Origin of the sequence: Oxalicibacterium solurbis (assembly GCF_014635845.1) — a bacterium.
Classification (GTDB): domain Bacteria; phylum Pseudomonadota; class Gammaproteobacteria; order Burkholderiales; family Burkholderiaceae_D; genus Oxalicibacterium; species Oxalicibacterium solurbis.
The window spans coordinates 560930-586502 of the sequence record NZ_BMDP01000002.1 but is presented as its reverse complement, the minus strand read 5'-3'; the positions used below and the strand labels follow the sequence as shown (position 1 = coordinate 586502).

Annotated in this window: 23 protein-coding genes, 2 tRNA genes and 1 pseudogene; 10 read left to right on the top strand and 16 right to left on the bottom strand. The window is 57.8% G+C overall.

Going from position 1 to position 25573, the window contains the following annotated elements:
• Positions 1-68 precede the first annotated feature (68 nt).
• A complete protein-coding gene (locus IEV40_RS08395) occupies positions 69-2330 on the top strand; it encodes a bifunctional diguanylate cyclase/phosphodiesterase (RefSeq protein WP_188420526.1) in 2262 nt (753 codons plus the stop codon).
• Between the two features lie 84 nt (positions 2331-2414).
• Here the strand turns inward: IEV40_RS08395 and IEV40_RS08390 are convergent.
• Positions 2415-3719, bottom strand: a pseudogene (locus IEV40_RS08390) (MFS transporter); the annotation flags it as partial.
• A gap of 240 nt (positions 3720-3959) precedes the next feature.
• Positions 3960-4415 carry a CBS domain-containing protein gene (locus IEV40_RS08385; protein WP_188420524.1) on the bottom strand — a complete coding sequence of 152 codons (456 nt, stop codon included), beginning with the start codon at positions 4413-4415 and terminating at the stop codon, positions 3960-3962.
• A gap of 264 nt (positions 4416-4679) precedes the next feature.
• Here IEV40_RS08385 and IEV40_RS08380 point away from each other — a divergent pair, with 264 nt between their 5' ends.
• A complete protein-coding gene (locus IEV40_RS08380; protein WP_188420523.1) occupies positions 4680-4997 on the top strand; it encodes an Mpo1-like protein in 318 nt (105 codons plus the stop codon).
• On the opposite strand, the gene IEV40_RS08375 is transcribed toward IEV40_RS08380, so the two are convergent.
• A complete protein-coding gene (locus IEV40_RS08375) occupies positions 4994-6268 on the bottom strand; it encodes a YihY family inner membrane protein (protein ID WP_188420522.1) in 1275 nt (424 codons plus the stop codon). The genes IEV40_RS08380 and IEV40_RS08375 overlap by 4 nt on opposite strands.
• 93 nt (positions 6269-6361) lie before the next feature.
• Here IEV40_RS08375 and wrbA point away from each other — a divergent pair, with 93 nt between their 5' ends.
• The 6 genes from wrbA to IEV40_RS08345 all read left to right on the top strand — a co-directional run bounded on the left by wrbA (position 6362) and on the right by IEV40_RS08345 (position 11552).
• Positions 6362-6970 carry an NAD(P)H:quinone oxidoreductase gene (wrbA, locus tag IEV40_RS08370; RefSeq protein ID WP_188420521.1) on the top strand — a complete coding sequence of 203 codons (609 nt, stop codon included), beginning with the start codon at positions 6362-6364 and terminating at the stop codon, positions 6968-6970.
• 18 nt (positions 6971-6988) lie between these two features.
• Complete coding sequence (locus IEV40_RS08365) at positions 6989-7366, top strand: DUF2069 domain-containing protein (RefSeq protein ID WP_188420520.1); 378 nt, start codon at positions 6989-6991, stop codon at positions 7364-7366.
• Complete coding sequence (locus tag IEV40_RS08360) at positions 7363-8769, top strand: FAD-binding oxidoreductase (RefSeq protein ID WP_188420519.1); 1407 nt, start codon at positions 7363-7365, stop codon at positions 8767-8769. The genes IEV40_RS08365 and IEV40_RS08360 overlap by 4 nt, the downstream gene beginning before the upstream one ends.
• Positions 8770-8800: 31 nt before the next feature.
• Entirely contained in the window at positions 8801-9250 is a 450-nt protein-coding gene (locus tag IEV40_RS08355; protein WP_188420518.1) for a DUF4124 domain-containing protein, read from the top strand.
• A gap of 369 nt (positions 9251-9619) precedes the next feature.
• The gene (locus tag IEV40_RS08350) at positions 9620-9838 is read left to right on the top strand and encodes a hypothetical protein (RefSeq protein ID WP_229724026.1); all 219 of its coding nucleotides are present in this window, start codon (positions 9620-9622) and stop codon (positions 9836-9838) included.
• Positions 9839-10115: 277 nt separating this feature from the next.
• Positions 10116-11552: a catalase gene (locus tag IEV40_RS08345; protein WP_188420517.1), complete on the top strand. Its 1437-nt coding sequence runs from the start codon at positions 10116-10118 to the stop codon at positions 11550-11552.
• Between the two features lie 60 nt (positions 11553-11612).
• Here IEV40_RS08345 and IEV40_RS08340 read toward each other — a convergent pair whose 3' ends face one another.
• From IEV40_RS08340 to IEV40_RS08330, 3 genes are all read right to left on the bottom strand, one after another.
• Positions 11613-12413 (bottom strand): fumarylacetoacetate hydrolase family protein, encoded by an 801-nt coding sequence (locus tag IEV40_RS08340; protein WP_188420516.1) that lies wholly within the window; start codon positions 12411-12413, stop codon positions 11613-11615.
• A 366-nt stretch (positions 12414-12779) separates the two neighbouring features.
• Positions 12780-12856: transfer RNA gene (locus tag IEV40_RS08335), tRNA-Arg, on the bottom strand.
• A 127-nt stretch (positions 12857-12983) separates the two neighbouring features.
• A complete protein-coding gene (locus IEV40_RS08330; RefSeq protein ID WP_188420515.1) occupies positions 12984-13235 on the bottom strand; it encodes a hypothetical protein in 252 nt (83 codons plus the stop codon).
• A gap of 397 nt (positions 13236-13632) precedes the next feature.
• Here IEV40_RS08330 and IEV40_RS08325 point away from each other — a divergent pair, with 397 nt between their 5' ends.
• Positions 13633-13806, top strand: coding sequence for a hypothetical protein (locus IEV40_RS08325; RefSeq protein ID WP_188420514.1), 174 nt, complete (start codon positions 13633-13635; stop codon positions 13804-13806).
• 118 nt (positions 13807-13924) lie between these two features.
• Here IEV40_RS08325 and IEV40_RS08320 read toward each other — a convergent pair whose 3' ends face one another.
• The 6 genes from IEV40_RS08320 to IEV40_RS08295 form a co-directional block, all read right to left on the bottom strand.
• Positions 13925-14143 (bottom strand): hypothetical protein, encoded by a 219-nt coding sequence (locus tag IEV40_RS08320; RefSeq protein ID WP_188420513.1) that lies wholly within the window; start codon positions 14141-14143, stop codon positions 13925-13927.
• Positions 14144-14300: 157 nt separating this feature from the next.
• Positions 14301-14377: transfer RNA gene (locus tag IEV40_RS08315), tRNA-Pro, on the bottom strand.
• A gap of 64 nt (positions 14378-14441) precedes the next feature.
• Positions 14442-15788, bottom strand: a complete 1347-nt coding sequence (gene glmM / locus IEV40_RS08310; protein WP_188420512.1) for a phosphoglucosamine mutase — start codon at positions 15786-15788, stop codon at positions 14442-14444.
• Positions 15789-15816: 28 nt separating this feature from the next.
• Positions 15817-16656: a dihydropteroate synthase gene (folP, locus tag IEV40_RS08305; protein ID WP_188420511.1), complete on the bottom strand. Its 840-nt coding sequence runs from the start codon at positions 16654-16656 to the stop codon at positions 15817-15819.
• Between the two features lie 130 nt (positions 16657-16786).
• On the bottom strand, positions 16787-18670 hold the full coding sequence (gene ftsH, locus IEV40_RS08300) for an ATP-dependent zinc metalloprotease FtsH (protein ID WP_188420510.1): 1884 nt from the start codon (positions 18668-18670) through the stop codon (positions 16787-16789).
• 124 nt (positions 18671-18794) lie between these two features.
• The gene (locus tag IEV40_RS08295; protein WP_188420509.1) at positions 18795-19439 is read right to left on the bottom strand and encodes an RlmE family RNA methyltransferase; all 645 of its coding nucleotides are present in this window, start codon (positions 19437-19439) and stop codon (positions 18795-18797) included.
• A gap of 81 nt (positions 19440-19520) precedes the next feature.
• On the opposite strand from IEV40_RS08295, the gene IEV40_RS08290 reads away from it, so the two are divergent.
• Positions 19521-19991 (top strand): YhbY family RNA-binding protein, encoded by a 471-nt coding sequence (locus IEV40_RS08290; protein ID WP_188420508.1) that lies wholly within the window; start codon positions 19521-19523, stop codon positions 19989-19991.
• 45 nt (positions 19992-20036) lie between these two features.
• Here IEV40_RS08290 and IEV40_RS08285 read toward each other — a convergent pair whose 3' ends face one another.
• The 4 genes from IEV40_RS08285 to carA all read right to left on the bottom strand — a co-directional run bounded on the left by IEV40_RS08285 (position 20037) and on the right by carA (position 25429).
• Entirely contained in the window at positions 20037-20477 is a 441-nt protein-coding gene (locus IEV40_RS08285; protein WP_188420507.1) for a DUF4149 domain-containing protein, read from the bottom strand.
• Positions 20478-20479: 2 nt separating this feature from the next.
• A complete protein-coding gene (greA, locus tag IEV40_RS08280; RefSeq protein ID WP_188420506.1) occupies positions 20480-20953 on the bottom strand; it encodes a transcription elongation factor GreA in 474 nt (157 codons plus the stop codon).
• 98 nt (positions 20954-21051) lie between these two features.
• Entirely contained in the window at positions 21052-24282 is a 3231-nt protein-coding gene (gene carB / locus IEV40_RS08275; RefSeq protein WP_188420505.1) for a carbamoyl-phosphate synthase large subunit, read from the bottom strand.
• Complete coding sequence (gene carA / locus IEV40_RS08270) at positions 24275-25429, bottom strand: glutamine-hydrolyzing carbamoyl-phosphate synthase small subunit (protein ID WP_188420504.1); 1155 nt, start codon at positions 25427-25429, stop codon at positions 24275-24277. The genes carB and carA overlap by 8 nt, the downstream gene beginning before the upstream one ends.
• Positions 25430-25573 lie beyond the last annotated feature (144 nt).

The window sequence follows — 25573 nt, the reverse complement described above, 5'->3', positions numbered from 1 at the left end:
TGATGCCGTATCGGTGTGCAATATACGGTTTCCAAACGGGAACCCCAAAAAAATCGGAGACGGCCCCCATGAGCAAGACGGTCAGCCATCGCAAGGATGACCTTGTATTTCCAGAAGCAACGGTGCGCAGCTCCGGTGACGGTAAAACAGAGACAAACGATCTGCCATGGCAGATTCTGATCATCGACAACGATGCGGATGTACATTCCGCAACGATCTCCGCTCTCGACAGCATTGAAATACAAAGCCGTCCACTGACGTTCCTGCACGCTTACTCGGCGCAGCAGGCCAGGGAAATCCTGATGGCGGAACCGCATATCGCAGTCATCCTGCTGGATGTCGCCATGAAGCAGCAAGATGAAAGCCTGCAGTTGCTCCATCACATTCGTGACGTTCTGCATCGTTCCGAAGTTCGCATCATCCTGTGCACCGCGCAATCCGGCCACGCACCGGAAATCGAAGCGATCCGGCAGTACGACATCGACAACTACAAGACCAAATCCGAACTGACCCGCATCAAGCTGTTCACCATCGTGACGGCTGCGATCCGCTCCTACGAACAGATTTGCACGATCAACGCCAGCAGCACCGGGCTCGACAACATCCTGCGCGCCAGCACCGAACTGATGGCGCTGACCACGCTGGAGGATTTCGCCGCCAACGTCATCCGGCGCATCGGCAATCTGCTGGATCTGCCGGCCGACGGCCTGCTCTGCGTACAGGAGACACTGCACGACAAGCAGACCGAACTGTTCGTCGTCGCGGCAACCGGGATCTACGACAATCTGGTCAACCATCCGATTTCATCGTTCGACGATGCGCACGTCGGCAAGGCACTGAGTCGCTCGCTGGACGAAGGCCGCAACATCTACGGCCGCGATTTCGCCGCACTGCATTTCACCGGCGACGCTGCGCGCAACTTCGCCGCCTTTATCCGCACCGAGCGGCCATTGAACGACATCGAGATTCGCCTGCTGGAAGTCTTCTGCAGCAATATTTCCGTCGGCCTCGCCAATCTGATGCTGGTCACGCGGCTGCATAACTCGGCGTTCTACGATTCGCTGACCAAGCTGCCCAACCGCACGCGACTGAAAGACATCATCGATGAAACGCTGGTTGCGGCGCGCAAGAACCGCTCGGTCAGCCGCCCCACGACACTGGCGCTGATCGACATCGACCATTTCGCCGAAACCAACGACACGCTCGGCCACCAGTTCGGCGACCTGCTGCTGCTGTCGGTGGCGACGCGCCTGCAATCGCGCCTCGGCGACCGGCTGATCGTCGCGCGCGTGAGCGGCGACACCTTCGGCGTACTCGGCGACGACAATCAGGTCAATCCGGATACCGTGCTCGCGCAATTCGAGAAACCCTTCAGCATCGACGGACAGGACGTCCAGCTGTCGGCCACCGTCGGCCTGGTCCGGCTGTCCGAACATGAAGGTCGGGGTGCCGAAGCGTTGAAGAATGCGCACATCGCGCTGAAGCGTGCCAAGCTGCAGCAACGCACCGGGCACTTCTATTTTTCGCGCAGCATGGGCATCGACATTCGCGAGCGCGTCAACATGATGCATGCACTGCGCGCCGCCTTCGAGCAAAAACAGTTGTTCGTCGTCTACCAGCCGCAGATCGACATCACCACGCGCACGCCGGTCGGCGCCGAAGCGTTGCTGCGTTGGCGCGGCGATGACGGCACGATGATTTCGCCGGATCGCTTCATTCCGATCGCCGAATATTCCGGCCTGATCATTGATCTCGGCGAATGGGTGTTGCGGCAGGCTTGCCAGGAACTGGTGCGCATTCACCAGCAGGGATTCACCGATTTCATGGTGTCGGTCAATGTGTCGCAAGTGCAGTTCCGCCATCCGCATTTCCTTACGATGCTGCGCCGGACGCTGCAGGAAACGAACGCACCAGCACACTGCGTGGAACTCGAAATCACCGAATCGATGGCAATGGAAGAACCCGAAGCACTGATCCGGTTGCTGGACCAGATTACGGCTACCGGTGTCAGTATCGCGATCGACGATTTCGGTACCGGTTTCTCATCGCTCAGCCATCTGCAGAAGCTGAATGTGGATCGCCTGAAGATCGACCGCGCATTCGTTACCGAAATCACAGAATCCGCACGCGGCAGCAGCATTGCCGAAGCGATCATCCAGCTTGGCCGCAATCTGGATCTGGATGTCGTCGCCGAAGGTGTCGAAGATGAGCGGCAAGCCGAGATTCTCACCGAACTCGGCTGCTCGGTCGGTCAAGGCTATCTGTTTGCCAAACCGCTGACTTCCGACGTGCTGCACAACTGGCTGCACGAATATACGAACAGGCACTGAACCGCCCCGCCTTCGTCTATATCGTCATTCGCTCCACAGCAACGGCAGATATGGCAGTCGGCCACACGATCAGCGGCGTCCAGTCATCCACGCCACGAAACGCGTCACGAATTCCGGCATCGTCCAGAAGATCGCGATGGCGACTACCGCATTCAGCAAGGCCGTCACCAGGAATATCTGCGGAATCGTCATGCCGGCACGCAACAACAGCATTGCCAGCAATGCTGCCACCACCATGAACAAGGCATTCAGGATATTCATGCCGGCGATCGTGCGCGAAATATGCGTGGGATCGCAACGCGTCTGGATCAAGGCGAACAACGGCACGATGTAGAAACCGCCGAATATTCCGATCAGCAGACAATCGAACACGATGCGCCAGCTACCCACCTGCTGCAGAAAATCGCCAATGCCAACCGGCATGACATTCGTGTAGCTGCCGCTGGCCAGGTACAGATCGCAGCCGAACAGCGTCAGCCCCAGCGCACCCAGCGGTACCAGGCCGATTTCCACGCGCCGGCCGGAAAGCCGTTCGCAGAGCAGCGAGCCGGAACCGATGCCGAGCGAAAAGATCGTCAGCAACAACACGAAAATGCCGTAGTCGCCATGCAGCCATTCCTTCGCATATAACGGGAACTGCGCCAGCACGATGGCGCCGTAGAACCAGAACCATGAATTGGCCAGCATTGCGGTAAACACCGGCCGGTTGCGCATCGAGAAGCGGATGTTGCGCACCGTTTCCGTCGCGATATTCCAGTCGACCCTGAGCTCCGGCGCTGGAGCCGGCGAATGCGGCATGGCACGGCCGGCGATCCAGCCTGCGATCGCAACCACGATCGTACCGACGGCGACCAGTTCGATGCCCCACGGCTTCTGCGACACCAGCATGGCGCCCAGCACCTGCCCCAGCAGGATGCCGACGAAGGTTCCCATCTGCACCATGCCGTTGCCGCCGACCAGTTCGTCGACATGCAGTTTTTGCGGCAGGTAGGCATGCTTGATCGGGCCGAACAGCGTCGAATGCAAACCCATGCCGGCGACCGCCGCAATCAGCAGCCACAGGTCGTGCCGCAGCCAGCCGAAAGCGGCAACCAGCATGATCGCGATTTCCAGCAGCTTGATCCGCCGCACCATGCCCGATTTCTCGAACTTGTCGGCCAGCTGTCCGGCCAGCGCGGAAAACAGCACGAACGGCAGAATGAACAAGCCGGGAATCAGATTGTTGAGAAAGCCGCGATCCAGCGTAGTCCAATCCATCGCCTCGAACGTCAGCACGGTCAGCAAGGCCGTCTTGAAGACATTGTCGTTGAAGGCGCCGAGAAACTGTGCCCAGAAGAACGGTGCGAAGCGGCGCTGCGCGAGCAGCGAAAACTGATTTGGTTTGTGCATCTGGAAATCTAAAAAACGCCTGGGAAACAAGCGGGAAACAAGCGAAAAGACGGGGAAGCAAGGATGGAAGCGAACAGCCTGCAGCTTCCGGCTCACCGGATTGTACGTGATGCAGATGTGCCGATGCTGCGCGGCAGATGCAAACCGAAGGCAACACGGGGACGACTAAAAACAAAAACCGTTCGCACACCGCGAAGATGTACGAACGGTTTTTCCGTCAATGGAAATCGGCCAGAGTCGTCAGGCTTCCCGCTCGTCGGCGACTGCCGGCCAATCCTGGATATAGGATTTCAGCATCTTGTTCTCGAAGCTCTGCGCTTCGAGCACCGCCTTTGCAACGTCGTAGAAGGACATCACGCCGACCAGTACCTTGCCATCCAGTACCGGCACGTAGCGCGCATGCTTTTCCAGCATCAGGCGTCGTACTTCGTTGATATCGGTGTCGGAAGAAATGGTGATCGGATTTCGTTGCATGTGGTCGCGCACGGTACCGCCGCCGACCGAGCCACCATTCGCATGCACCGCTGCCATCACTTCGCGAAACGACAGCATGCCGATCAGGTTGCCGCCCTCCATGACAACCAGCGAACCGATGTCCTTTTCCGCCATGGCATTGACGGCGTCGAGCATCGGGCTGTCCGGCGTCACCGTGAAAAGGATGTTTCCCTTTACCTTCAGTATTTCGGATACTTTCATGGCCCCGTCCTCGCAAGTTATGGTTGTACTTCGACTCTGGACGATTCCAATGTAGCCCAAGCCCGACGAAAAATCCACAGCAGCAGCGTGCTGTAAGTTATGCGTCAGGAACATCTGACATCACGCTTGTGCTTTGGTTATACGTTGGTTTGTTCGTTGCCCCACAGAGCAATCATCACGAAAACCCCACAAGCCGCGCGCATGACTTGCATTCCACCTCCCTGCGGACTAGTCTGGAACAGGAACCACAGCGGGAGAACCATCATGGCTGTCATTGCACGCAAGGATCATCCGACATTCGCCGCGTTCTATGCCGACTACCTGACCGGGCATACGAATCGGACGTCACGCGAGCTGCATTTCTTCGGCTCAACGCTGGCGATTTTCTTCCTGATCGCATTGATGCTGACAGGCAATATGGCTTGGTTGCTGGCAGCCGCCTTGTCGTTTTACGGTTTCGCCTGGATCGGCCACCTGATGTTCGAAGGGAACCGGCCGGCCTCTTGGCGGCAGCCCTTCTATTCCTTCGCCGCCGCTTGGCTGATGTACTGGCAATTACTGACCGGGCAGATTTCCTTCTAGTCCAGCATTACCGCAGGATGGGAAAAGTGCGCTTCCAGCGTCTGCTGCAAACCTTGCTCGACCGCGCCTTCCACCTGCTTCGCCAGTTCGGCATTGCCTGAAGCATCAAAGACGAACATCCGATAGACGTCAGCCAGCGTCAGGCTGGCAGGATTGGCCACCAATATCCAGCTGTCCAGTCCGTCGATGATGCGCTTGCCCCACTGCATTCGGCGCGGGCCGTCTGCCTTGACGCGTGCCACCCAACCGGCATCCAGCATCTTCTGCAGCAGCGTTTCCGCTTCGTCGAAACCGAGTCGCGTGCATTGGCGGATCTGCGCCATTTCGACCAATGCCAATCTCGATTCACGTGCCTCATACAACACCTTCAGCAGCGCCATCGCATCGACGAAAGCACTGCCCGGCTGCGGCACATGCCACCAGCGTTCGTACTTGACGATAGGCAGTGCCGCCGTCAGTACCGCACCGCTCAGCGTGATCAGCCAGCCCAGATAGAGCCACACAAGAAAAATGGGGAATGCCGCCACCGCACCGTAAATCACCGTATAGGTCGGCACCTTGACCACGAATACGGCAAACAGCCGCTTGATGATCTCGAATGCCAGCGCCGCCAGCACGCCGCCGCACAATGCGTCGCGCCATTCGACCAGCCGATTCGGCACAACGACATACAGCGACGTAAATGCCACCGTCGTCAGCAGGATGGAAATCAACGAATAGAAAATCGCGCCGAGGAAAGGCACATGCTTCACCGCGCCGTTGGTTGCGGAAAACAGATAAGACGTCAGCGTGATCGACGCCCCGATCAGCAACGGCCCCAGCGTGACGATCGCCCAGTAGACGAGAATACGCTGCGCGATCGGCCGCTTGCTCTTCACGCGCCAGATCTGGTTGAAGACACGATCGATCATCAGCATCATCGCCACTGCCGTCACGATCAGCGCCACCGCGCCGAAGGCCGACAGCCGCGTCGCCTTGCTCGAAAACTGCGTCAGGTAACCAAGGATCGTGTTGGCAATTCCCTTCGGCATCAGGCTCTGCACGAAGTAAGCTTCCAGCGATGTACGGAAAGTGTGAAACAACGGAAAGGTCGTGAAGATCGCCAGTGCGATCGTCAGGATGGGCACCAGCGCCAGCACCGTGGTAAACGTCAGGCTACCGGCAACCTGGGGCAGGCGCTCTTCGTCGAGCCGGCGTGCGGCGAATCGGAACAGGTCGCGCACCTGCGGCCACGACAGGTCGCGCGCGAAAGTGAATCGGGAATGCTTCATGCGTCGTCTGTTCGGACGTCATCGATATTGTTGATGTCATCGATACCGACAGAACAGAATGAGTTGTTTTTAAAGCATCCTATAATACCAAGCATGCAAGCATCCACTCTCTCTATTCTGGTTCTTTATTATTCGCGCCACGGCGCCACACGCCAGTTGGCTGAACTGATCGGCCAAGGCATAGACAGCGTCGCCGGCTGCGAAGCGCGATTGCGTACGGTACCGGCCGTTTCCACCGTCGCCGAAGCCACCGAACCGGCCATCCCGGCCGAAGGCGCACCCTATGTCGAATTGCGCGATCTGGAAGAATGCGCGGCACTGGCGTTAGGATCGCCCACCCGTTTCGGCAATATGGCCGCCGCGATGAAATATTTTTGGGACGGCACCACGTCGCAGTGGCTGGCTGGTGCGCTGGCCGGCAAACCCGCCTGCGTCTTCACCTCCACCGGCAGCCTGCACGGTGGCCAGGAATCGACACTGCTATCGATGATGCTGCCGCTGCTGCACCACGGCATGCTGCTGGTCGGTCTGCCGTACACGGAGGCCGAACTGATGACCACATCCAGCGGCGGCACGCCCTACGGCGCCTCGCACTGGGCCGGCGTCAACGGCAACCATCCGATTTCAGCCGAAACGCGCACGCTGACCATCGCCCTTGGGCGGCGGCTGGCGCAGACCGCCGTCAAGCTGCAAAAGACTTGAGCAAGACGTGAGGCCCGCATGAATGCGCAGCATCAGAAAGTTTTCCACGTAGGCGCCGTCGCCAGCCTGATCGCACTGATCCTGCTGTGCATCGCCTGGGAAATGCTGCTGGCGCCGCTGCGCCCCGGCGGTTCGTGGCTGGTGCTGAAAGTCATTCCGTTGCTGCTGCCGCTGCGCGGCATTCTCAAGCGCGACCTGTACACGATGCAGTGGTCATCGATGCTGATCCTGCTGTATTTCGGCGAAGGCCTCGTGCGCGGCGCCAGCGATCCCGGCCCGTCGGCCATGCTGGGCTGGATAGAAGTAGCTCTGACACTGATCTTCTTCACCTGCCTGCTCTGCTACCTGCGCCCCTACAAGAAAGCTGCCAAGGCGCTGAAGAAAGCTGCCGAATGACGGATTTCGTCGCCGCCTGCCGCCGTGCAATCGGCGCGCAACACGTGCTGACGGAAGAAGCGGATACCGCACCCTACCTGCTCGACCGGCGTGGCCGTTTCACCGGCGCGGCCTGCGCTGTCGTGCGCCCGGCATCGACGGAAGAAGTCGCTGCCATCGTCCGGCTCTGCAATGAATTCGACGTACCCATCGTGCCGCAGGGCGGCAACACCGGCCTCGTGCTCGGCGGCATCCCAGATCGCAGCGGCAAAGCCGTCGTGCTGTCGCTGCAGCGGATGGAATGCATCCGCGCCATCGATACCGTCAACAATACGATGACCGTCGAAGCCGGCTGCATCCTGCAACGCGTGCAGCAGACTGCAGCCGATGCGCGGCGGCTGTTCCCGCTGTCGCTGGCGGCCGAAGGCAGCTGCACAATAGGCGGCAACCTATCCTCCAATGCGGGCGGCACGGCCGTTCTCCGCTACGGCAACAGCCGCGAACTTTGCCTGGGACTGGAAGTCGTCACTCCGCAGGGCGAAATCTGGAACGGATTGCGCGGCCTGCGCAAGGACAATACCGGTTACGATCTGCGCGATCTCTACATCGGTGCCGAAGGCACGCTGGGCATCATCACTGCCGCCGTTCTGAAACTGTTCCCGCAACCGAAAGCGCAACGCACCGCGCTGGCGGCATTACATTCGCCTGCCGATGCGCTGCGCCTGCTGACGCTGGTGCAGCGGCAATGCGATGCGACGCTGACCGGTTTCGAGCTGATGTCCGGCTTCTGTTTAGAACTGGTCGTCCGGCATTTTCCACAGACTCCCTTGCCCTTCAACACGCCGTATCCCTACTACGCTCTGCTCGAATTGTCCGATCATGAATCGGAAATGCATGCAGCAGAACTGCTCGATGCCGCGATCGATCAAGCACATGAACAAGGCATCGTCCACGATGCCGTTACCGCCCACTCGCTGGCGCAATCGCAGCAACTGTGGGCATTACGCGAACGCATTCCGCTGGCGCAGGCGGCCGAGGGGCGCAACGTCAAGCACGACATCTCGCTGCCGATCTCGCGCATCGCTGATTTCATCGATGCCACCGGGTCCGAACTGCAGCAGTCGTATCCCGGCCTGCGCCCGGTGATCTTCGGTCATCTCGGTGACGGTAATCTGCACTACAACATTGCACAGCCGGCCAGCGAATCCGATACCTGGCTGCTGCCGCACCAGGACGCCATCACCCGCATCGTGCACGACAGCGTGCATCGCTTCGACGGTTCGATTTCCGCCGAACATGGACTGGGTTCGATGAAGCGCGACGAAATCCTGCGCTACAAATCGCCGGTCGAGATGAAACTGATGCGCACGATCAAACAGGCGCTCGATCCCCGCAACCTGATGAATCCGGGCAAGGTCGTCTGATCCGTTTTTTTCAACTCTCCGCGAGACTACGATGCATCATCCTCTGCTTCTGCTTGCATTTTTCTCTTTCACTTTCTCCTTACTCACGTTTTCTCCGCCTGCCCTGGCGATCTACAAATGCGAATCCGGTGATCGCATCGTCTACAGCGATACACCATGCCGCAGCGGCAAAACGACCACGCTCGACATCGATGCCGGACCGATTGGCGATCCCGAGACGGCGCAACAACGCATCGAGCAGGACAAGAGAGAATTGCAGCGACTGGAAAGCGCACGGCAAAAAGAACAAGCCGCCGATGAACGCATCTACCGCCAACGGCAAAAGGCGCAGGTTTCAAAAAGGAAGAAATGTGACAATCTGGCGCTACGCCGCAAATGGGCCGAAGAAGATGTCGCCAGCGCCCATCCGAAATCGGCCGAGCGCGCACGCCGCACAGCGAAACGTGCTGCCGAAAAGCATGAACTGGAATGCGCGACCTGATACGCACGCAACAGAAACAATATTTTCCGCCAGACAGCATGCATCGCTTGTGATCGATTGCGGCCGATTGCAATCGCTTGTAAAACGCCGGTCACATGCCGCTGCTATTCTGGCCGCCGGCTCTGCAAATGAGTCTCCCCTGGCGGCATCGATTCCGCCCTACCGGGGCTGGCGGTCGGGAAACATACCAGCACCAGATTCATGCACAGCGTCCGCAAACAGCGACGGCCTGTCGCGCACTGCATCACTGCATCACTGCATGCAATATCGCCACGCAAATGATATAAATATCGCTCGTCAAAGTCGTGCCGGGTTATCGGCAGTCGCGATGCCCGGTTGTTTTCTTGAACCTTCACTCAGGAGATATTCATGAAAGAAATCGCAGAATTCCGTGTCAAAAGCCCGAGCGGCAAGGAAATCATTCTGGAACAGGATGGCAAAGGCGTCACCTACCTCGATTACGGCTCGACGAAACTGCCGCGCGACTTCACCGGCTACCGCATCAAGGATACCGACCGCATCGCGGAAGATCTGGGCGGCGGCAAGTTCAAGCTGAAGGGAGATGGCGAAGTCTATAGCCGCCCCTGACAAACCTGTCGGCGAAATACGGTCCGCACACATGACGGCGATCCCGATGCATATCGGATCGCCGTTTGTCTTTCCATGCTGCCTTGCATGTCTCTTTTTCTTCCATCCCCGCCATTTTCGCCATCTTTCTTCTCGCTATCGAACGATAGAATTTTCCTAGTTTCACCATCATTATTTACAAACATCACAGCGCAAAACCCGGTGCTAGAATCGTCGGGCAATACTGATTCCCGATTGGATTCCCAGTCTCTCGATCACCCACTTGAAGGAGCAAGGCATGTCCAAGAAAAAACTGACCACCGTTGCCGGTGCCCCGGTACCCGACAACCAGAATGTATTGACCGCCGGCCCACGCGGACCACAGCTCCTGCAGGATGTCTGGTTCCTCGAAAAACTAGCCCACTTCGATCGCGAAGTCATTCCGGAGCGGCGCATGCATGCGAAAGGCTCCGCCGCCTATGGCACTTTCACCGTCACCCACGACATCACCAAATACACGAAAGCGAAACTCTTTTCGCAGGTCGGCAAGAAGACCGATCTGTTCCTGCGCTTCTCCACCGTCGCCGGCGAGCGCGGCGCGGCCGATGCAGAACGTGACATCCGCGGTTTCGCCGTCAAGTTCTATACCGAGGAAGGCAACTGGGATCTGGTCGGCAACAACACGCCCGTTTTCTTCTTTCGCGATCCGCTCAAATTCCCCGACCTGAACCACGCCGTCAAACGCGATCCGCGCACCAACATGCGCAGCGCGAAGAACAACTGGGATTTCTGGACTTCGCTACCGGAAGCGCTGCATCAGGTCACCATCGTCATGAGCGATCGCGGCATTCCCGCTTCGTATCGTCACATGCACGGCTTCGGCTCGCATACCTTCAGCTTTATCAACGCGCAGAACGAACGCTTCTGGGTCAAATTCCATTTCCGTACGCATCAGGGAATCAAGAACCTGACCGATGCCGAAGCATCCGACATCGTCGGCCGCGATCGCGAAAGCGCGCAGCGCGATCTGTACGATTCGATCGAGAACAAGGATTTCCCGCGCTGGACGATGTCGGTACAGATCATGCCGGAGCTGGATGCGGAAAAAGTTCCCTACCACCCGTTCGATCTGACCAAGATCTGGCCTAAGAAGCACTATCCGCTGATCGAAGTCGGCGTACTGGAACTAAACCGCAATCCGGACAACTATTTCGCCGAAGTCGAACAGGCGTCATTCAATCCGGCCACCATCGTTCCCGGCATCAGTTTTTCGCCGGACCGTATGCTGCAGGGTCGTCTGTTCTCGTATGGCGATGCAGCGCGCTATCGTCTCGGCGTCAATCATCATCAGATTCCAGTCAATGCACCGAAGTGTCCGTTCCACTCCTTCCACCGCGACGGTGCAATGCGTGTGGACGGCAATCACGGCAGCCTGCTGCACTACGAACCGAACAGCTATGGCGAGTGGCAGGAGCAGCCGGATTTCCGCGAGCCACCGCTGAAACTGAACGGCGCGGCCGATCGTTTCGATTTCCGCAAGGATGACGACGATTACTTCTCGCAACCGCGCGCGCTGTTCAAACTGATGACGCCAGCGCAGCAGCAAGCGTTGTTCGACAATACCGCACGTGCGATGGGCGATGCACCGAAGGAAATCAAGCAACGCCACATCGACAATTGCACGAAATGCGATCCGGCCTATGGTACCGGCGTGAAGAAAGCGCTTGGTATGTAGTCGTACGCTGCAAAGCAAAAAGCCGGGCAATGCCCGGCTTTTTTCATGCGCAAAGACCGATCAAGCTTTGACGACGCGTACCGACAAATCCGGCAAGCCATCAATGTGGCCTGTCATTACATCGCCCGGCACGACAGGGCCGACATTCTCCGGCGTGCCGGAGAAGATAATGTCGCCCGGCATCAGTTCGAAGGCTTTCGACAGGTTGCTGACCTGTTCGGCGACCGACCAGATCATGTTCTTCAGATCGGAGCTCTGCTTGACCTGGCCGTTGACCTTCAGCCAGATCTTGCCCTCGGTGAAGCTGCCCACTTTGGAAGCCGGATGAATCGGACCGATCGGCGCAGCATGGTCGAAGCTTTTGCCGATTTCCCACGGCTTCTGCTCCTTCTTCATGGCGCCTTGCAGATCGCGTCGCGTCATGTCCAGGCCGACCGCATAGCCGTAGACATGCTGCAGTGCGCTCTCGACCGGAATATTCTTGCCACCCTTGCCGATGGCCGCCACCAGTTCGATCTCGTAATGATAGTTCTTCGTCAGCGTCGGATAGGGATGATCTATGGTCGTGCCGATCGGATCGTACTGGATCGCATCGCTCGGCTTCTGGAAGAAGAACGGCGGTTCACGCGTCGGATCGGAGCCCATCTCACGCGCATGCGCCGCATAGTTGCGACCGATGCAATAGATACGACGGATCGGAAAAACATCGCTGGTGCCGACGATGGGAAGCGTCGGTTGTTTCACTTCAAAAATGGTTTTCTCCTTGTTTGCCGCATTGATCGGCATTGCACAGCCGGTAACGGCACCTGCCGCCATCAGGCCGGCGGTCTGAAGGATGCCGCGTCGGTTCATGTCTGTCATGTTGTCTCCTGGCTCCGTGTGGTTTATTGGTATTTGCATGGCGGATTTGCCATCCGACCGTGCGTTGCCATATATACACCCTCTGCATTGCCAGACAATTGAAAATTATTGCATGTACACGCCTGTCTTTGGCGGCAGACCAACCAGAAAAAACGACCTGAATGGCTTTCTTCGCCGGTTCGGCAGATGAAGAACGAGAAATCGCAACCGATGGAGAAGGAAAGCAAACTGTCAAACGACTACAGGTGCAGACAGACTTGGTTCTGTCGCAGAACGATCAATACCCGCTGACACCACCGAATGCATCCTGCACCTCTATCGGCGGCAACAGATACACTAGAAAAGAAAGAAGAAAGATGGGAGGATTGGCCTGCCCAGCAGGAGTCGAACCTGCGACCTACGGCTTAGAAGGCCGTTGCTCTATCCAGCTGAGCTATGGGCAGTATGTGCGGCTATGCTGCACCGGCACGCGGCAAGGCGTTGCATTATGCCCTGTTTGATGTGGCGTTTCAATGTTGCAAGACGGTCGGTGGCCTTTCTTCAGAAGGCGATCCGCCCCCCCTGGCGATCTTATTTTTTCAATCCGTCGACCATCGCATAACCGCATGCAAAACCGGCAGCAAGTGCCGCACCCTGCGAGGTGTAATCCGTATCGTCTCCCGATTCCGCCACCAGTTCGCTTTCTGCCGTGGCGTCGACACCGGGTTCACAGATGCGCACCGTGTAATCCCACCCCTGCGCAGCCTTTTCCTTTTGCAGCGCGGTCACATGGACTTCCATGCCCTTGTACAACTCGGTACTCCAGTTCAGTTGCTTGTCCATGATTTTCCTTGTTCAGGACGGCTTTCCGGTTGTGGTGAAGGTACAGGTTCGTCCTGCGGAACCGGATGCTCGTCCGGCAACGGATCCTCCGACGGCTCCGGTGTAGGCGCACGATGCAACTGCATCGATGCCTGCACCGGGAAGCGATTCCGGAATCGACTCCCGGGTCGGCTTCGTATCGGGCGGCCTACCGCCTGTTCTGTGTGCATAGCGATCATCAGATGCTCCCTCGGTAGACCCTCGATTCTGAAAAGACAGGCGCAACCGGCGATGAGTTCCGGCAACTACATGAGTCGGCACGATTTTCCTACATGGCGACGTCATATTATCCGATAGGCATCTTCCCGAGGTCTTTTTAAGATCGGCGCATGACTCACTCAATGTAGAAGGAGCATCCATGCCGAATCAAGACAACCCGAGCAACAAGGCCGGCAACAAGGAAAAGAAGCGGGAACAAATTTCTGCAAGTAAAAACAGGCAGGAGGAAAAAGACAAGTCTGTCGACCAGAACGACTATATCGATACGGAATCGGAATTTTCCGTTATCGAATCGTTACGCGAGAAACGCTGATCATTTTTCGGAATACCGGCACCATCCACGCACCGATCGCGGCAAATCCCTGCCGCGATTTTTCTTTCATTTCTGACACTAGGCACTGCAATCTGTAGCAAAGCACGCCCGCCGCAGATCATCGTTTGATAATGATCAGAATATCGCCGTTTGCCGTCTTGAACCTGTTCGGATCCATTGGGTCCTGTTCAAGATATTCCGCATCGTCGGTGACGTAGCACTCGCTTCCCGGTCGAAAATCGGTCGGCATCAGCTTGATGACCGTACAGAGCGCGCCGGTGGTCTGGTTCCGGAACTCGCCGACGATATAGGTGCTCGACATAATGGAAGAAGGCAATCGCTATTGGAAAGACGCGATTACATAGCAGCACATACATTGTCACAATCCCATGAATATGGCGATTGCTTCAGGGAATGTCGACGCGTGCTTTAGAGATGGCGACAAAAACGAAAAGGGCCGGAAGATTTCTCTTCCAGCCCCTTGATTGTCTTTCTGGTCGGAGTACTAGGATTCGAACCTAGGACCCTCTGCTCCCAAAGCAGATGCGCTACCGGGCTGCGCTACACTCCGAACAAGGACGTTATTTTACCCCGTTTTGGCGCTTGCGGCAACGTACAAATCAATCTTTTTGACTTCAGGCCGCGGCAGGCTCCAGCGTGGAAGCAATCCGTTTTGCCATTTTTTCCGCGACTTGAGCATCGCGCGCTTCCACCATTACACGAATCAACGGTTCCGTTCCCGAAGCACGAATCAGCACGCGCCCTGCCTGGCCCAGTTCTCGTTCAACCGCGTCCTTCTCGGCAAGCAAGGCCTGATTCTTTTTCCAGTCAAATCCGGGGACGACGCGCACATTGATCAGCGTCTGCGGGAACATCGTGATCTCCGCAGTCAGCTGTGCCAGGTTCTTGCCACTGCGTTTCAACGCAGACAATATCTGCAGCGCGGAAATAATGCCATCGCCGGTCGTATGCTTGTCCAGGCAAAGCATGTGCCCCGAACCCTCGCCGCCCAGCAGCCAGCCGCGCTCCTGCAAGGCTTCCAGCACATAGCGATCGCCGACATTGGCGCGCACGAAATCGACACCCATTTCCTTGAAAGCGACTTCCAGAGCCATATTGGTCATCAGCGTGCCAACCGCGCCATCCACTGCATGCACATTCATGCGATCCCGCACCATGATGTATAGCAGTTCATCGCCGTTATAGATGCGACCATCGGCATCGACAACCAGCAGACGGTCCGCATCGCCATCGAGCGCAATCCCGAGATCGGCGCGATGTGCGCGTACGGCTTCAGACAGTGCCGCAGGTGCGGTCGCACCAACCTTGTCGTTGATATTGAAGCCGTTTGGCTGATTGCCAATGGCAATGACCTCCGCTCCCAGTTCGTGGAACACGTCCGGCGCAATATGGTAGGCCGCGCCATGCGCGCAATCGACCACCATCTTCAGGCCGCGCAGATCGAGCTCATTCGGGAAGGTGCTTTTGCAGAATTCGATGTAGCGGCCGCGCGCATCGTCCAGACGCTTGGCTCTGCCCAGCTTTTCCGATTCGACGCATTGCATGGGCGTATCGAGCGCCGCTTCGATTTCCAGTTCGACCGCATCCGGCAGCTTGTTTCCCGATGCCGAGAAAAACTTGATGCCGTTGTCTTCGTAAGGATTGTGCGAAGCGGAGATCACCACGCCTGCCGCCAGCCGCAACGCTCGCGTCAGATAGGCGATGGCGGGCGTCGGCATCGGTCCGGCCAGCATTACGTCAACACCTGCCGCCGCGAGCCCCGCTTCCAGCGCCGCTTCCAGCATGTAACCAGAAATGCGCGTGTCCTTGCCGATCAAGACAACCGGCCGACTGCCGGCAGATTCGGCCTTGGCCAGCACACTGCCAGCCGCGTAGCCAAGACGCATTACGAAATCGGGGGTGATCGGCGTTGTCCCCACGCGTCCGCGTACGCCATCGGTGCCGAAATATTTACGTGTCATTGCCGTTCTCTTCTTCTCGTTTTATTCATCAGGCCAAAGCCTGCCATACCTTCAATGCATCCACAGTCTCAGCCACATCGTGCACGCGCACAATACGCGCCCCGTGCATGACTGCTGCCAGCGCGCCAGCCAGGCTGCCGGCCATTCGCTGTTCGACCGGCCTGCCGGTCAATGCGCCGATCGTCGATTTCCGCGACAACCCGGCCAGTACCGGAAAACCCAGGTCATTCTGCAAGGCATCGATATTCTTCAGCAGCTTTGCATTGTGTTCAAGCGTCTTGCCGAAACCGAAACCCGGATCGATGCATAGCCGCTGCGGCGCAATACCGACTTGCTGCATCTGACTCGTTCGACCGAACAAAAATTCCCGTACTTCGGCAACGACATCCGTATATTCCGGATGTGCCTGCATGGTCTGCGGCTCACCCTGCATGTGCATCACGCACAATGCGCAATCGACATCCTGCACTGCCTGCAGTGCGCCTTCCGCACGGAAACCGTTGATGTCGTTGATCATGTCGGCACCGGCGGCGATGGCTTCGCGCATCATTTCCGGCTTGTACGTATCGATGGACAGGGCCTTGCCGCAATCGCGCAAGGCGAAAATCAACGGCATCACACGATCCAGTTCCTGTTGCAACGATACGGGCGCTGCGCCCGGCCGACTGGACTCGCCACCGATATCGATGATGTCGACGCCAGCCTCGATCATTTCTTCCGCATGTGACAGCGAAGCGTCCAGCGTTGCATAACGGCCGCCATCGGAAAACGAATCGGGCGTGACGTTCAATATGCCCATGACCAGCGGCCTGGCCGCGGCATCGACAGGAAAACGGTATCGACCGCATTGCAGATGAGAAAAACGCATTTGGAGCAGTAAACGAGAGTAGTAAAACGAATTGGACAGGAAATGGCCGGTACAAACAAAAGGGGCGAGGATTGCTCCTCACCCCATATTTCAGATGCCGTTCAGCAATGCCACGGCAAACCGTCCTGCATCAGGCCGGCGCGGTAGCCGGCTCCACGCCATCGGACGGATTGTCCGGCGTCGTGTTCTTGGTCGGCTGACCAGCTTTCGGCGGACGCGGATCGCGGCCTTCCATGATGTCGTTGATCTGGTCGGAATCGATGGTTTCCCAGTCGAGCAGTGCCTTGGCCATTACTTCGACCTTGTCGCGATTGTCTTCCAGCAGCTTGCGCGCCAGCGTGTATTGCGTATCCAGGATGGTGCGGATTTCCTGGTCCACCTTCTGCTGGGTTGCTTCCGATACCGTCTTCGACGACATGCGACCGAAGTAGGCATCCTGCTCCGTATCTTCGTAGACCATCGTACCCAGGGTTTCGGACATGCCGTAACGCGTCACCATCGCACGCGCCAGTTTCGTTGCACGCTCGAAGTCATTCGAAGCGCCGGTGGACATCTGGTGCATGAATATCTCCTCGGCGATACGTCCGCCGAACAGGATGGAAATTTCTTCCAGCATCTTGTCCTTGTACATGTTCACGCGATCATGTTCCGGCAACTGCCAAGTCAGGCCCAGCGCGAAGCCGCGCGGCATGATCGTGACCTTGTGCACAGGATCCGCCTTCGGCAGCAGTTTGGCGACAACTGCGTGACCGGATTCGTGATACGCCGTGTTACGGCGCTCTTCCTCACGCATGACAGCCGACTTGCGCTCCGGCCCCATGATGATCTTGTCTTTGGCATCCTCGAAGTCCTGCATTTCGACCAGACGCTTGTTACGGCGTGCAGCAAACAACGCAGCTTCGTTGACCAAGTTGGCCAGATCGGCGCCGGAGAAGCCCGGCGTACCGCGCGCCAGAATACCTGCCTGCACGTCGGAAGCGATCGGCACCTTGCGCATGTGGACGTTCAGAATCTGCTCGCGACCGCGAATATCGGGCAGGCCGACGATGACCTGACGGTCAAAACGGCCCGGACGCAGCAATGCCTTGTCCAGCACGTCGGCACGATTGGTTGCGGCGATCACGATGACGCCGGAATTCGGCTCGAAACCGTCCATCTCAACCAGCATCTGGTTCAGCGTCTGTTCGCGCTCGTCGTTACCGCCGCCCATGCCGGCGCCGCGATGACGGCCGACCGCATCGATTTCGTCGATGAAGATGATGCAAGGCGAATGCTTCTTGGCGTTTTCGAACATGTCGCGCACGCGGGATGCACCGACGCCGACGAACATCTCGACGAAGTCCGAACCAGAAATCGTGAAGAACGGCACTTTGGCTTCACCGGCGATCGCACGTGCCAGCAAGGTTTTACCAGTACCCGGAGGACCGACCATCAGCACGCCGCGCGGAATGCGGCCACCCAGTTTCTGGAAGCGCGACGGATCGCGCAGGAATTCGACCAGTTCGCCGACTTCTTCTTTGGCTTCGTCGCAACCGGCAACGTCCGCAAAGGTCACGGCATTCTGCGTTTCATCCAGCATGCGCGCCTTGGACTTGCCGAACGAGAACGCCCCGCCCTTGCCGCCGCCCTGCATCTGTCGCATGAAAAATACCCAGACGCCGATCAGCAACAGCATCGGGAACCAGGAAATGAATATCTGCGACAGGAAGGACTGCTCTTCCGGCTGCTTGACGTCGAACTTGACGCCGTTGTTGATCAGATCGCCGATCAGGCCGCGATCCAGGTAGGTGATGGCGGACTTGATCTTCTTGCCGTCGGTCGTAGTCGCGACGATAACGCGGTCTTCGATCGTGGCTTCGCGGATGCGCTTGGCTTTGACTTCGTCGAGGAAATCGGAATACGGAATCGGTGTCGCTGCGCCGGCCGCAGTACGGCCGTCGAACTGCTTGAACACCGTGAAAAGGACCATGCCGATGACCACCCAGATGGCGGCCTTGGAAAACATGTTGTTCACTAGGACTCCTCGACGCCAGACGCGCCTTTTGCTTGGAAATGTAGATTGATTCTACTCGTAAACACCGTGACGTGCAGTATCCGGTATGGGGACAAATCGTCCTGAAACAAGGCTGAAAATGTTGTCAAAGTGGATTTTTCAACGTTTTCCCAAGTAAAAATATCTCCGAGGACTTGTCCCGGCTGGCCTTTGGCTTCTTTGGGGTAACGGTCTTGAATTCCTGCCGGAATTTTTCCACCAGATAATTGTATCCGGAGCCGTTGAAGCACTTCACCAGCAACGAACCCGACGGCTTCATGTGATGCTGGGCGAAATCCACGGCCAGATCGATAATATCCTGCACGCGGGCCGCATCGGCGACCGCGATGCCGGACAGATTCGGCGCCATATCCGATAGCACCAGATCAACTTTCTGGCCCTTCAGCAGTTGCTCCAGTTGCTCCAGCACGTCCTGCTCGCGAAAATCGCCGAGAATGAAGTGCACATCGGCGATCGGCTCCATTGGCAGCATGTCCAGGCCAATGATCGTGCCGTTGATGCCGCCGCCAGCCGCACCGGCCAGCTTGTTGCGCGCATATTGCGACCAGCTTCCCGGCGTACAGCCCAGATCGACGATAATCTGTCCCGGCTTGATCAGCTTCTCGTCCTCGTCGATTTCCTTCAACTTGTAGACGGCACGCGCACGATAGCCCTCTTTCTGCGCCAATTTCACATACGGATCGTTGATGTGATCGTGCAGCCAGCTTTTGTTTAATTTCTTCTTTGCCATTCGCGTAGAATACCGGTTTATACCATTCGTAAGGACACGATCCGCTGTCTTTGCGAACCGATCATTTCATTCCGACCCATCATGCTGAAAATCACTCCGGCCGAGCGCAGCGCGCTGCGCGCCGACGCTCACGCGCTCAACCCTGTCGTCATCATCGGAGAAGCCGGTTTGACGCCCGGCGTACTCAAGGAAATCGACGCCAGCCTCGACTCGCACGGCCTGATCAAGATTCGTGTGTTCGGCGACGACCGCGAAGCGCGCATCGCCATCTACGACACCATCTGCAGCGAACTCGGCACCGCGCCGATCCAGCATATCGGCAAATTGCTCGTCGTCTATCGTCCCAAGAAAGAAGCTGTCAAGTCACGCAGCGATTCGCGTGGCAAGGGAATGCGCGAGGTCACCATCGTCAAGGCCAGTGCGAGCGGCACCAAACGCCCGTCGGTCACCAAGGTCATGGTCAAGGGAAATGAGCGCGTCACTCAGGGCGGCTCCATCAAGCGCGCCAAAACGCGTCAGAAAAGCACGAAGAAATCAGCACTCGGCCGCTGACCGACGCCAGAGGCGCGCGCTGGAGCCTCCAGCACGCGCATCACGTCATCGCATCCTGAGAACCAGTAGCGCACCCAGGATGCTCTGCACGAGATAAAACCCGGTGGAAACGGCATGCAGAATGCCGAACTGCTTCTTCGCATCGGCCAGTTGCCCTGCGTCGACTGCGCCATGCAGGATCAGACGCAACTCCGCCATCTGCGGCTGCAAGGCAAAATAGCCGACCAACGTGCAAGCCACCATGCCGAGAATCAGCCAGAGCGCTGCCCGCGCATGTCCAGCATCCATGTTCTTGCGCAACACCAGCAGCAATACCGCGCAGACAATCGACATCCACGCCATCACGCGGAACAGGCTGCCGGCAATCGTGCCGGCCAGCGCCTTGTCCGCCAATGTCGCGAACAAGGTCGGTGCGACGATGAATCCCACCGTCCACAGTGCACCTACCCAGAGTACGGCGATCAGCAAGCGGCAGCGTGTCAGCATGATCAGATGTAACGAACTTTCAGCACTTCGTATTCACGCAAACCGGCCGGCGCTTCGACAGCCACTACATCGCCTTCGTACTTGCCGATCATGGCACGCGCGATTGGTGACGTGATCGATACCTTGTTTTCCTTCAGGTCCGCTTCATCAATACCGACGATCTGGTAAGTAACGATATCGCCCGATTCCAGATCTTCCAGCTCCACCGTCGACGCAAACACAATGCGCCCGTCGGCTTCCAGCGTTTTCGGATCGATGATCTGCGACGAACCCAGCTTGCCTTCGATATCCGCAATACGGCCTTCGATGAAGCTCTGGCGTTCCTTGGCAGCATCATATTCGGCGTTTTCCGACAAATCGCCCTGCGCACGCGCTTCCGAAATGGCATTGATGACAGCCGGACGATCCTTGGTTTTCAGACGTTGCAATTCTTCCTTCAGAAGATTCGCACCGTACAGAGTAATAGGAGTGCTCATGATTTCATTCCAATAAGTGGAAAACCACAGAGGCCGCAGATAACATCGGGATATCCGATGCCCTCTGTGACCTCTGTGGTTACGGTTTGACTTTGGGTCTAGTGTAAAGTTTTATGCAGGCCTTGTAAATCGTAGACGTGCAACTCGTCCAGATGGGCCATACCTTCCACTGCGGCCTCCGCACCGGCGATCGTCGTGTACGTCGTCACGCGAGCAGCCAGCGCTGACGTGCGGATCGTACGCGAATCGGCAATCGCGCTGCGTTTTTCCTCGACCGTATTGATGACCAGCGCAATCTCGTTGTTCTTGATCATGTCGACGATATGCGGACGGCCTTCGGCAACCTTGTTGACCGATTGCACTTCGATGCCGGCAGCAGCGATCTCGGCAGCCGTACCCTTGGTTGCCACAACCGAGAAACCGATACGAACCAGATCCTTTGCGATCTGTACAGCGATCGGCTTGTCGCTGTTCTTCACGCTGAGGAATACCTTGCCTTCGCGCGGCAACTTGATGCTTGCGCCCAGTTGCGACTTGACGAAGGCTTCGCCGAAGGTCTTGCCGACACCCATCACCTCGCCGGTCGATTTCATTTCCGGACCAAGAATGGTATCCACGCCCGGGAACTTCACGAACGGGAACACGGCTTCCTTGACGCTGAAGTATTCCGGCACGACTTCGTTGACGATCTTCTGGCTATCCAGCGACTGGCCCACCATGCAGCGTGCAGCGATCTTCGCCAGTTGCAGGCCGGTTGCCTTCGACACATACGGCACCGTACGCGAAGCGCGCGGATTGACTTCCAGCACGTAGACGATGTCCTGCACCTTGCCGTCGACTTCCTGTTGTTGAATCGCGAACTGCACGTTCATCAGGCCGACCACGTTCAAGCCTTTTGCCATCAGCGAAGTCTGGCGCTTCAATTCGGCAATCGTTTCCTGCGACAGCGAATACGGCGGTAGTGAGCAGGCAGAGTCGCCCGAGTGGACACCAGCCTGTTCGATGTGCTCCATCACGCCACCAATGAAAGTACGCTCGCCGTCGGACAGGCAATCGACGTCCACCTCGATCGCATCGTTCAGGAAGCGATCCAGCAGCACCGGCGAATCGTTCGACACTTTCACGGCTTCGCGCATGTAACGTTCCAGATCGCGCTGCTCGTGCACGATTTCCATCGCGCGGCCGCCCAGAACGTAGGAAGGACGCACCACCAGTGGATAGCCGATTTCCTGCGCCAGACGCAAAGCATCTTCTTCGGTACGTGCAGTACGGTTCGGCGGCTGACGCAGCTTCAGTTCGTGCAGCATCTTCTGGAAGCGCTCACGGTCTTCCGCTGCATCGATCATGTCCGGCGAAGTACCTACGATAGGCACGCCATTGGCTTCCAGATCCAGCGCCAGTTTCAGCGGCGTCTGGCCGCCATACTGCACGATCACGCCGTAAGGTTTTTCCTTGTCGACGATTTCCAGCACGTCTTCCAGCGTCAGCGGTTCGAAGTACAGGCGATCGGACGTGTCGTAGTCGGTCGAAACCGTTTCCGGATTGCAGTTGACCATGATGGTTTCATAGCCGTCTTCACGCATCGCCAGCGCGGCATGCACGCAGCAATAGTCGAACTCGATGCCCTGGCCGATGCGATTCGGACCGCCGCCCAGCACCATGATTTTCTTCTTGCCGGTCGGATTCGATTCGCACTCTTCGTCGTAGGTCGAGTACATGTAGGCGGTGTTCGTCGCGAACTCGCCAGCGCAGGTATCGACGCGCTTGTAGACCGGACGGATATTCAGTGCGCGCCGCTTCTCGCGCACTTCCTTGTCGGTCGTTTTCAGCAGCTTGGCCAGACGGCGGTCGGCGAAGCCCTTCTGCTTCAGACGGAACAGCGTATCGCGATCCAGTACGGATAGCGTCTGCTTTTCCAGCCACAGTTCGATATCGATGATTTCCTTGATCTGTGCGAGGAACCACGGGTCGATGTGCGTCAGACCATACACTTCTTCCAGCGTGAAGCCTTGCGCGAAAGCGTCGCCGACGTACCAGATACGTTCAGGACCCGGCTCGCCGAGTTCTTCCTCGATCGTTTCACGGTCGGTCGTCTTTTCGTTCATGCCGTCGACACCGACTTCCAGGCCGCGCAGCGCTTTCTGGAAGGATTCCTGGAAGGTACGGCCGATCGCCATCACTTCACCGACCGATTTCATCTGCGTCGTCAGGTGGCTGTCCGCCTGCGGGAATTTCTCGAACGCGAAACGCGGGATCTTCGTCACGACATAATCGATGCTCGGCTCGAACGATGCTGGCGTCGCACCACCCGTGATTTCGTTGCGCAGTTCGTCCAGCGTGAAGCCGACTGCCAGCTTGGCCGCAATCTTCGCGATCGGAAAACCGGTTGCCTTCGATGCCAGTGCAGACGAACGCGACACGCGCGGGTTCATCTCGATGACGATCATGCGACCGTCTGCCGGGTTGATCGAGAACTGCACGTTGGAGCCGCCGGTATCGACGCCGATCTCGCGCAGCACCGCGATCGATGCGTTACGCATGATCTGGTATTCCTTGTCCGTCAGCGTTTGCGCCGGCGCGACCGTGATCGAGTCACCAGTATGCACGCCCATCGGATCGAGGTTTTCGATCGAGCAGACGATGATGCAGTTGTCGGCACGGTCGCGCACGACTTCCATCTCGAATTCTTTCCAGCCGATCAGCGATTCTTCGATCAGCAGTTCGGAGGTTGGCGATGCTTCCAGGCCGCGCTTGCAAATGGCTTCGAATTCTTCCGCGTTGTAGGCGATACCACCGCCAGTGCCGCCCATCGTGAACGACGGACGGATGATGACCGGGAAGCCAAGCTCTTTCTGCACTGCCCACGACTCTTCCATCGTGTGCGACACGCCGGAGCGTGCCGAACCGAGACCGATCTTGGTCATCGCGTCCTTGAACTTGGAACGGTCTTCCGCCTTGTCGATGGCTTCCGGCGAAGCACCGATCAGCTCGCACTTGTACTTGTCGAGCACGCCGTTGCGCCACAGGTCGAGCGCGCAGTTCAGCGCAGTCTGGCCGCCCATGGTCGGCAGGATCGCATCGGGGCGTTCCTTGTCGATGATGCGTTCGACCGCCTGCCAAGTGATCGGCTCGATGTAAGTCACATCGGCCATTTCCGGATCGGTCATGATCGTGGCCGGATTGCTGTTGACCAGGATGACTTTATAGCCTTCCTCGCGCAATGCCTTGCAGGCCTGTGCACCGGAATAGTCGAATTCGCACGCCTGGCCGATCACGATCGGGCCGGCGCCGATGATCAGGATGCTTTTAATGTCGCTGCGTTTAGGCATTTTTGTTTTTCTCCATCATCGCCACAAAGCGATCGAACAAGGGGGCGATGTCATGCGGGCCAGGCGATGCTTCCGGATGCCCCTGGAAGCAGAACGCCGGTTTGTCAGTGCGCTCGAAACCCTGCAGCGAACCGTCGAACAACGACACGTGCGTAACGCGGCAGCTGGCCGGCAGCGTGGCAGCATCGACGGCGAAGCCGTGGTTTTGCGACGTGATCAATACCTGCTTGCTGTCGAGATCCTGCACCGGGTGGTTGGCACCGTGGTGGCCGAATTTCATCTTGAGTGTCTTTGCGCCGGAAGCCAGCGCCATGATCTGGTGACCAAGGCAGATGCCGAAAGTCGGAATGCCGCGCTCGATCAACTCTTTCGTCGCCGTGATCGCGTAATCGCACGGCTCCGGGTCCCCAGGACCGTTCGACAGGAAGATGCCGTCCGGATTCAGCGCCAGCGCATCGGCGGCAGAAGCCTGCGCCGGCAGCACGGTAACCTTGCAACCGCGCTGCGCCAGCATGCGCAGGATGTTGAACTTGACGCCATAATCGAAGGCAACCACGTGATACTTCGGCGCAGTCTGTTCGCCGTAGCCCTGACCGAGCTGCCATTCGGTCTGCGTCCAGACGTACGATTCCTTCACCGAGACGACCTTCGCCAGGTCGAGACCGGCCAGACCACCGAACGATTTCGCCAGCTCCAGCGCCTTTTCCGGCGTGGCGTCGGCGCCCGCCAGGATTGCACCATTCTGCGCACCCTTTTCACGCAGGATGCGCGTCAGCTTACGGGTATCGATGCCGGCGATGCCGACGACGTTTTCAGACTTCAGGTAATCGGACAGCGTCTGGGTGGAACGGAAATTCGAGGTCAGGATCGGCAAATCCTTGATGATCAGGCCAGCGGCATGAATACGTTTCGATTCGACGTCTTCCGGATTGACACCGGTGTTGCCGATATGCGGATAGGTCAGCGTAACGATCTGGCTGTTGTAGCTGGGGTCGGTGAGGATTTCCTGATAACCGGTCATCGACGTATTGAAGACGACTTCGCCGATGGTATGGCCGGAAGCGCCAATCGAGAAACCTTTGAAAATCGACCCGTCTGCCAGTGCCAGGATGGCGGGGACCGTTTGGTCGGAAAAGAATGGCGGCAAGGGGTAACTCCTGATGTAGTTACCGCCGTTGCGCTGCGCCAGAACGACCGTCAAACACCCGCGTACTTTGCGCGCGTTGCGCCCGAGCCCTAAGGCTCGCAAAGGCGTCGTACAGGTCCTGTTGAGACGATGGGAAGTGGGTAT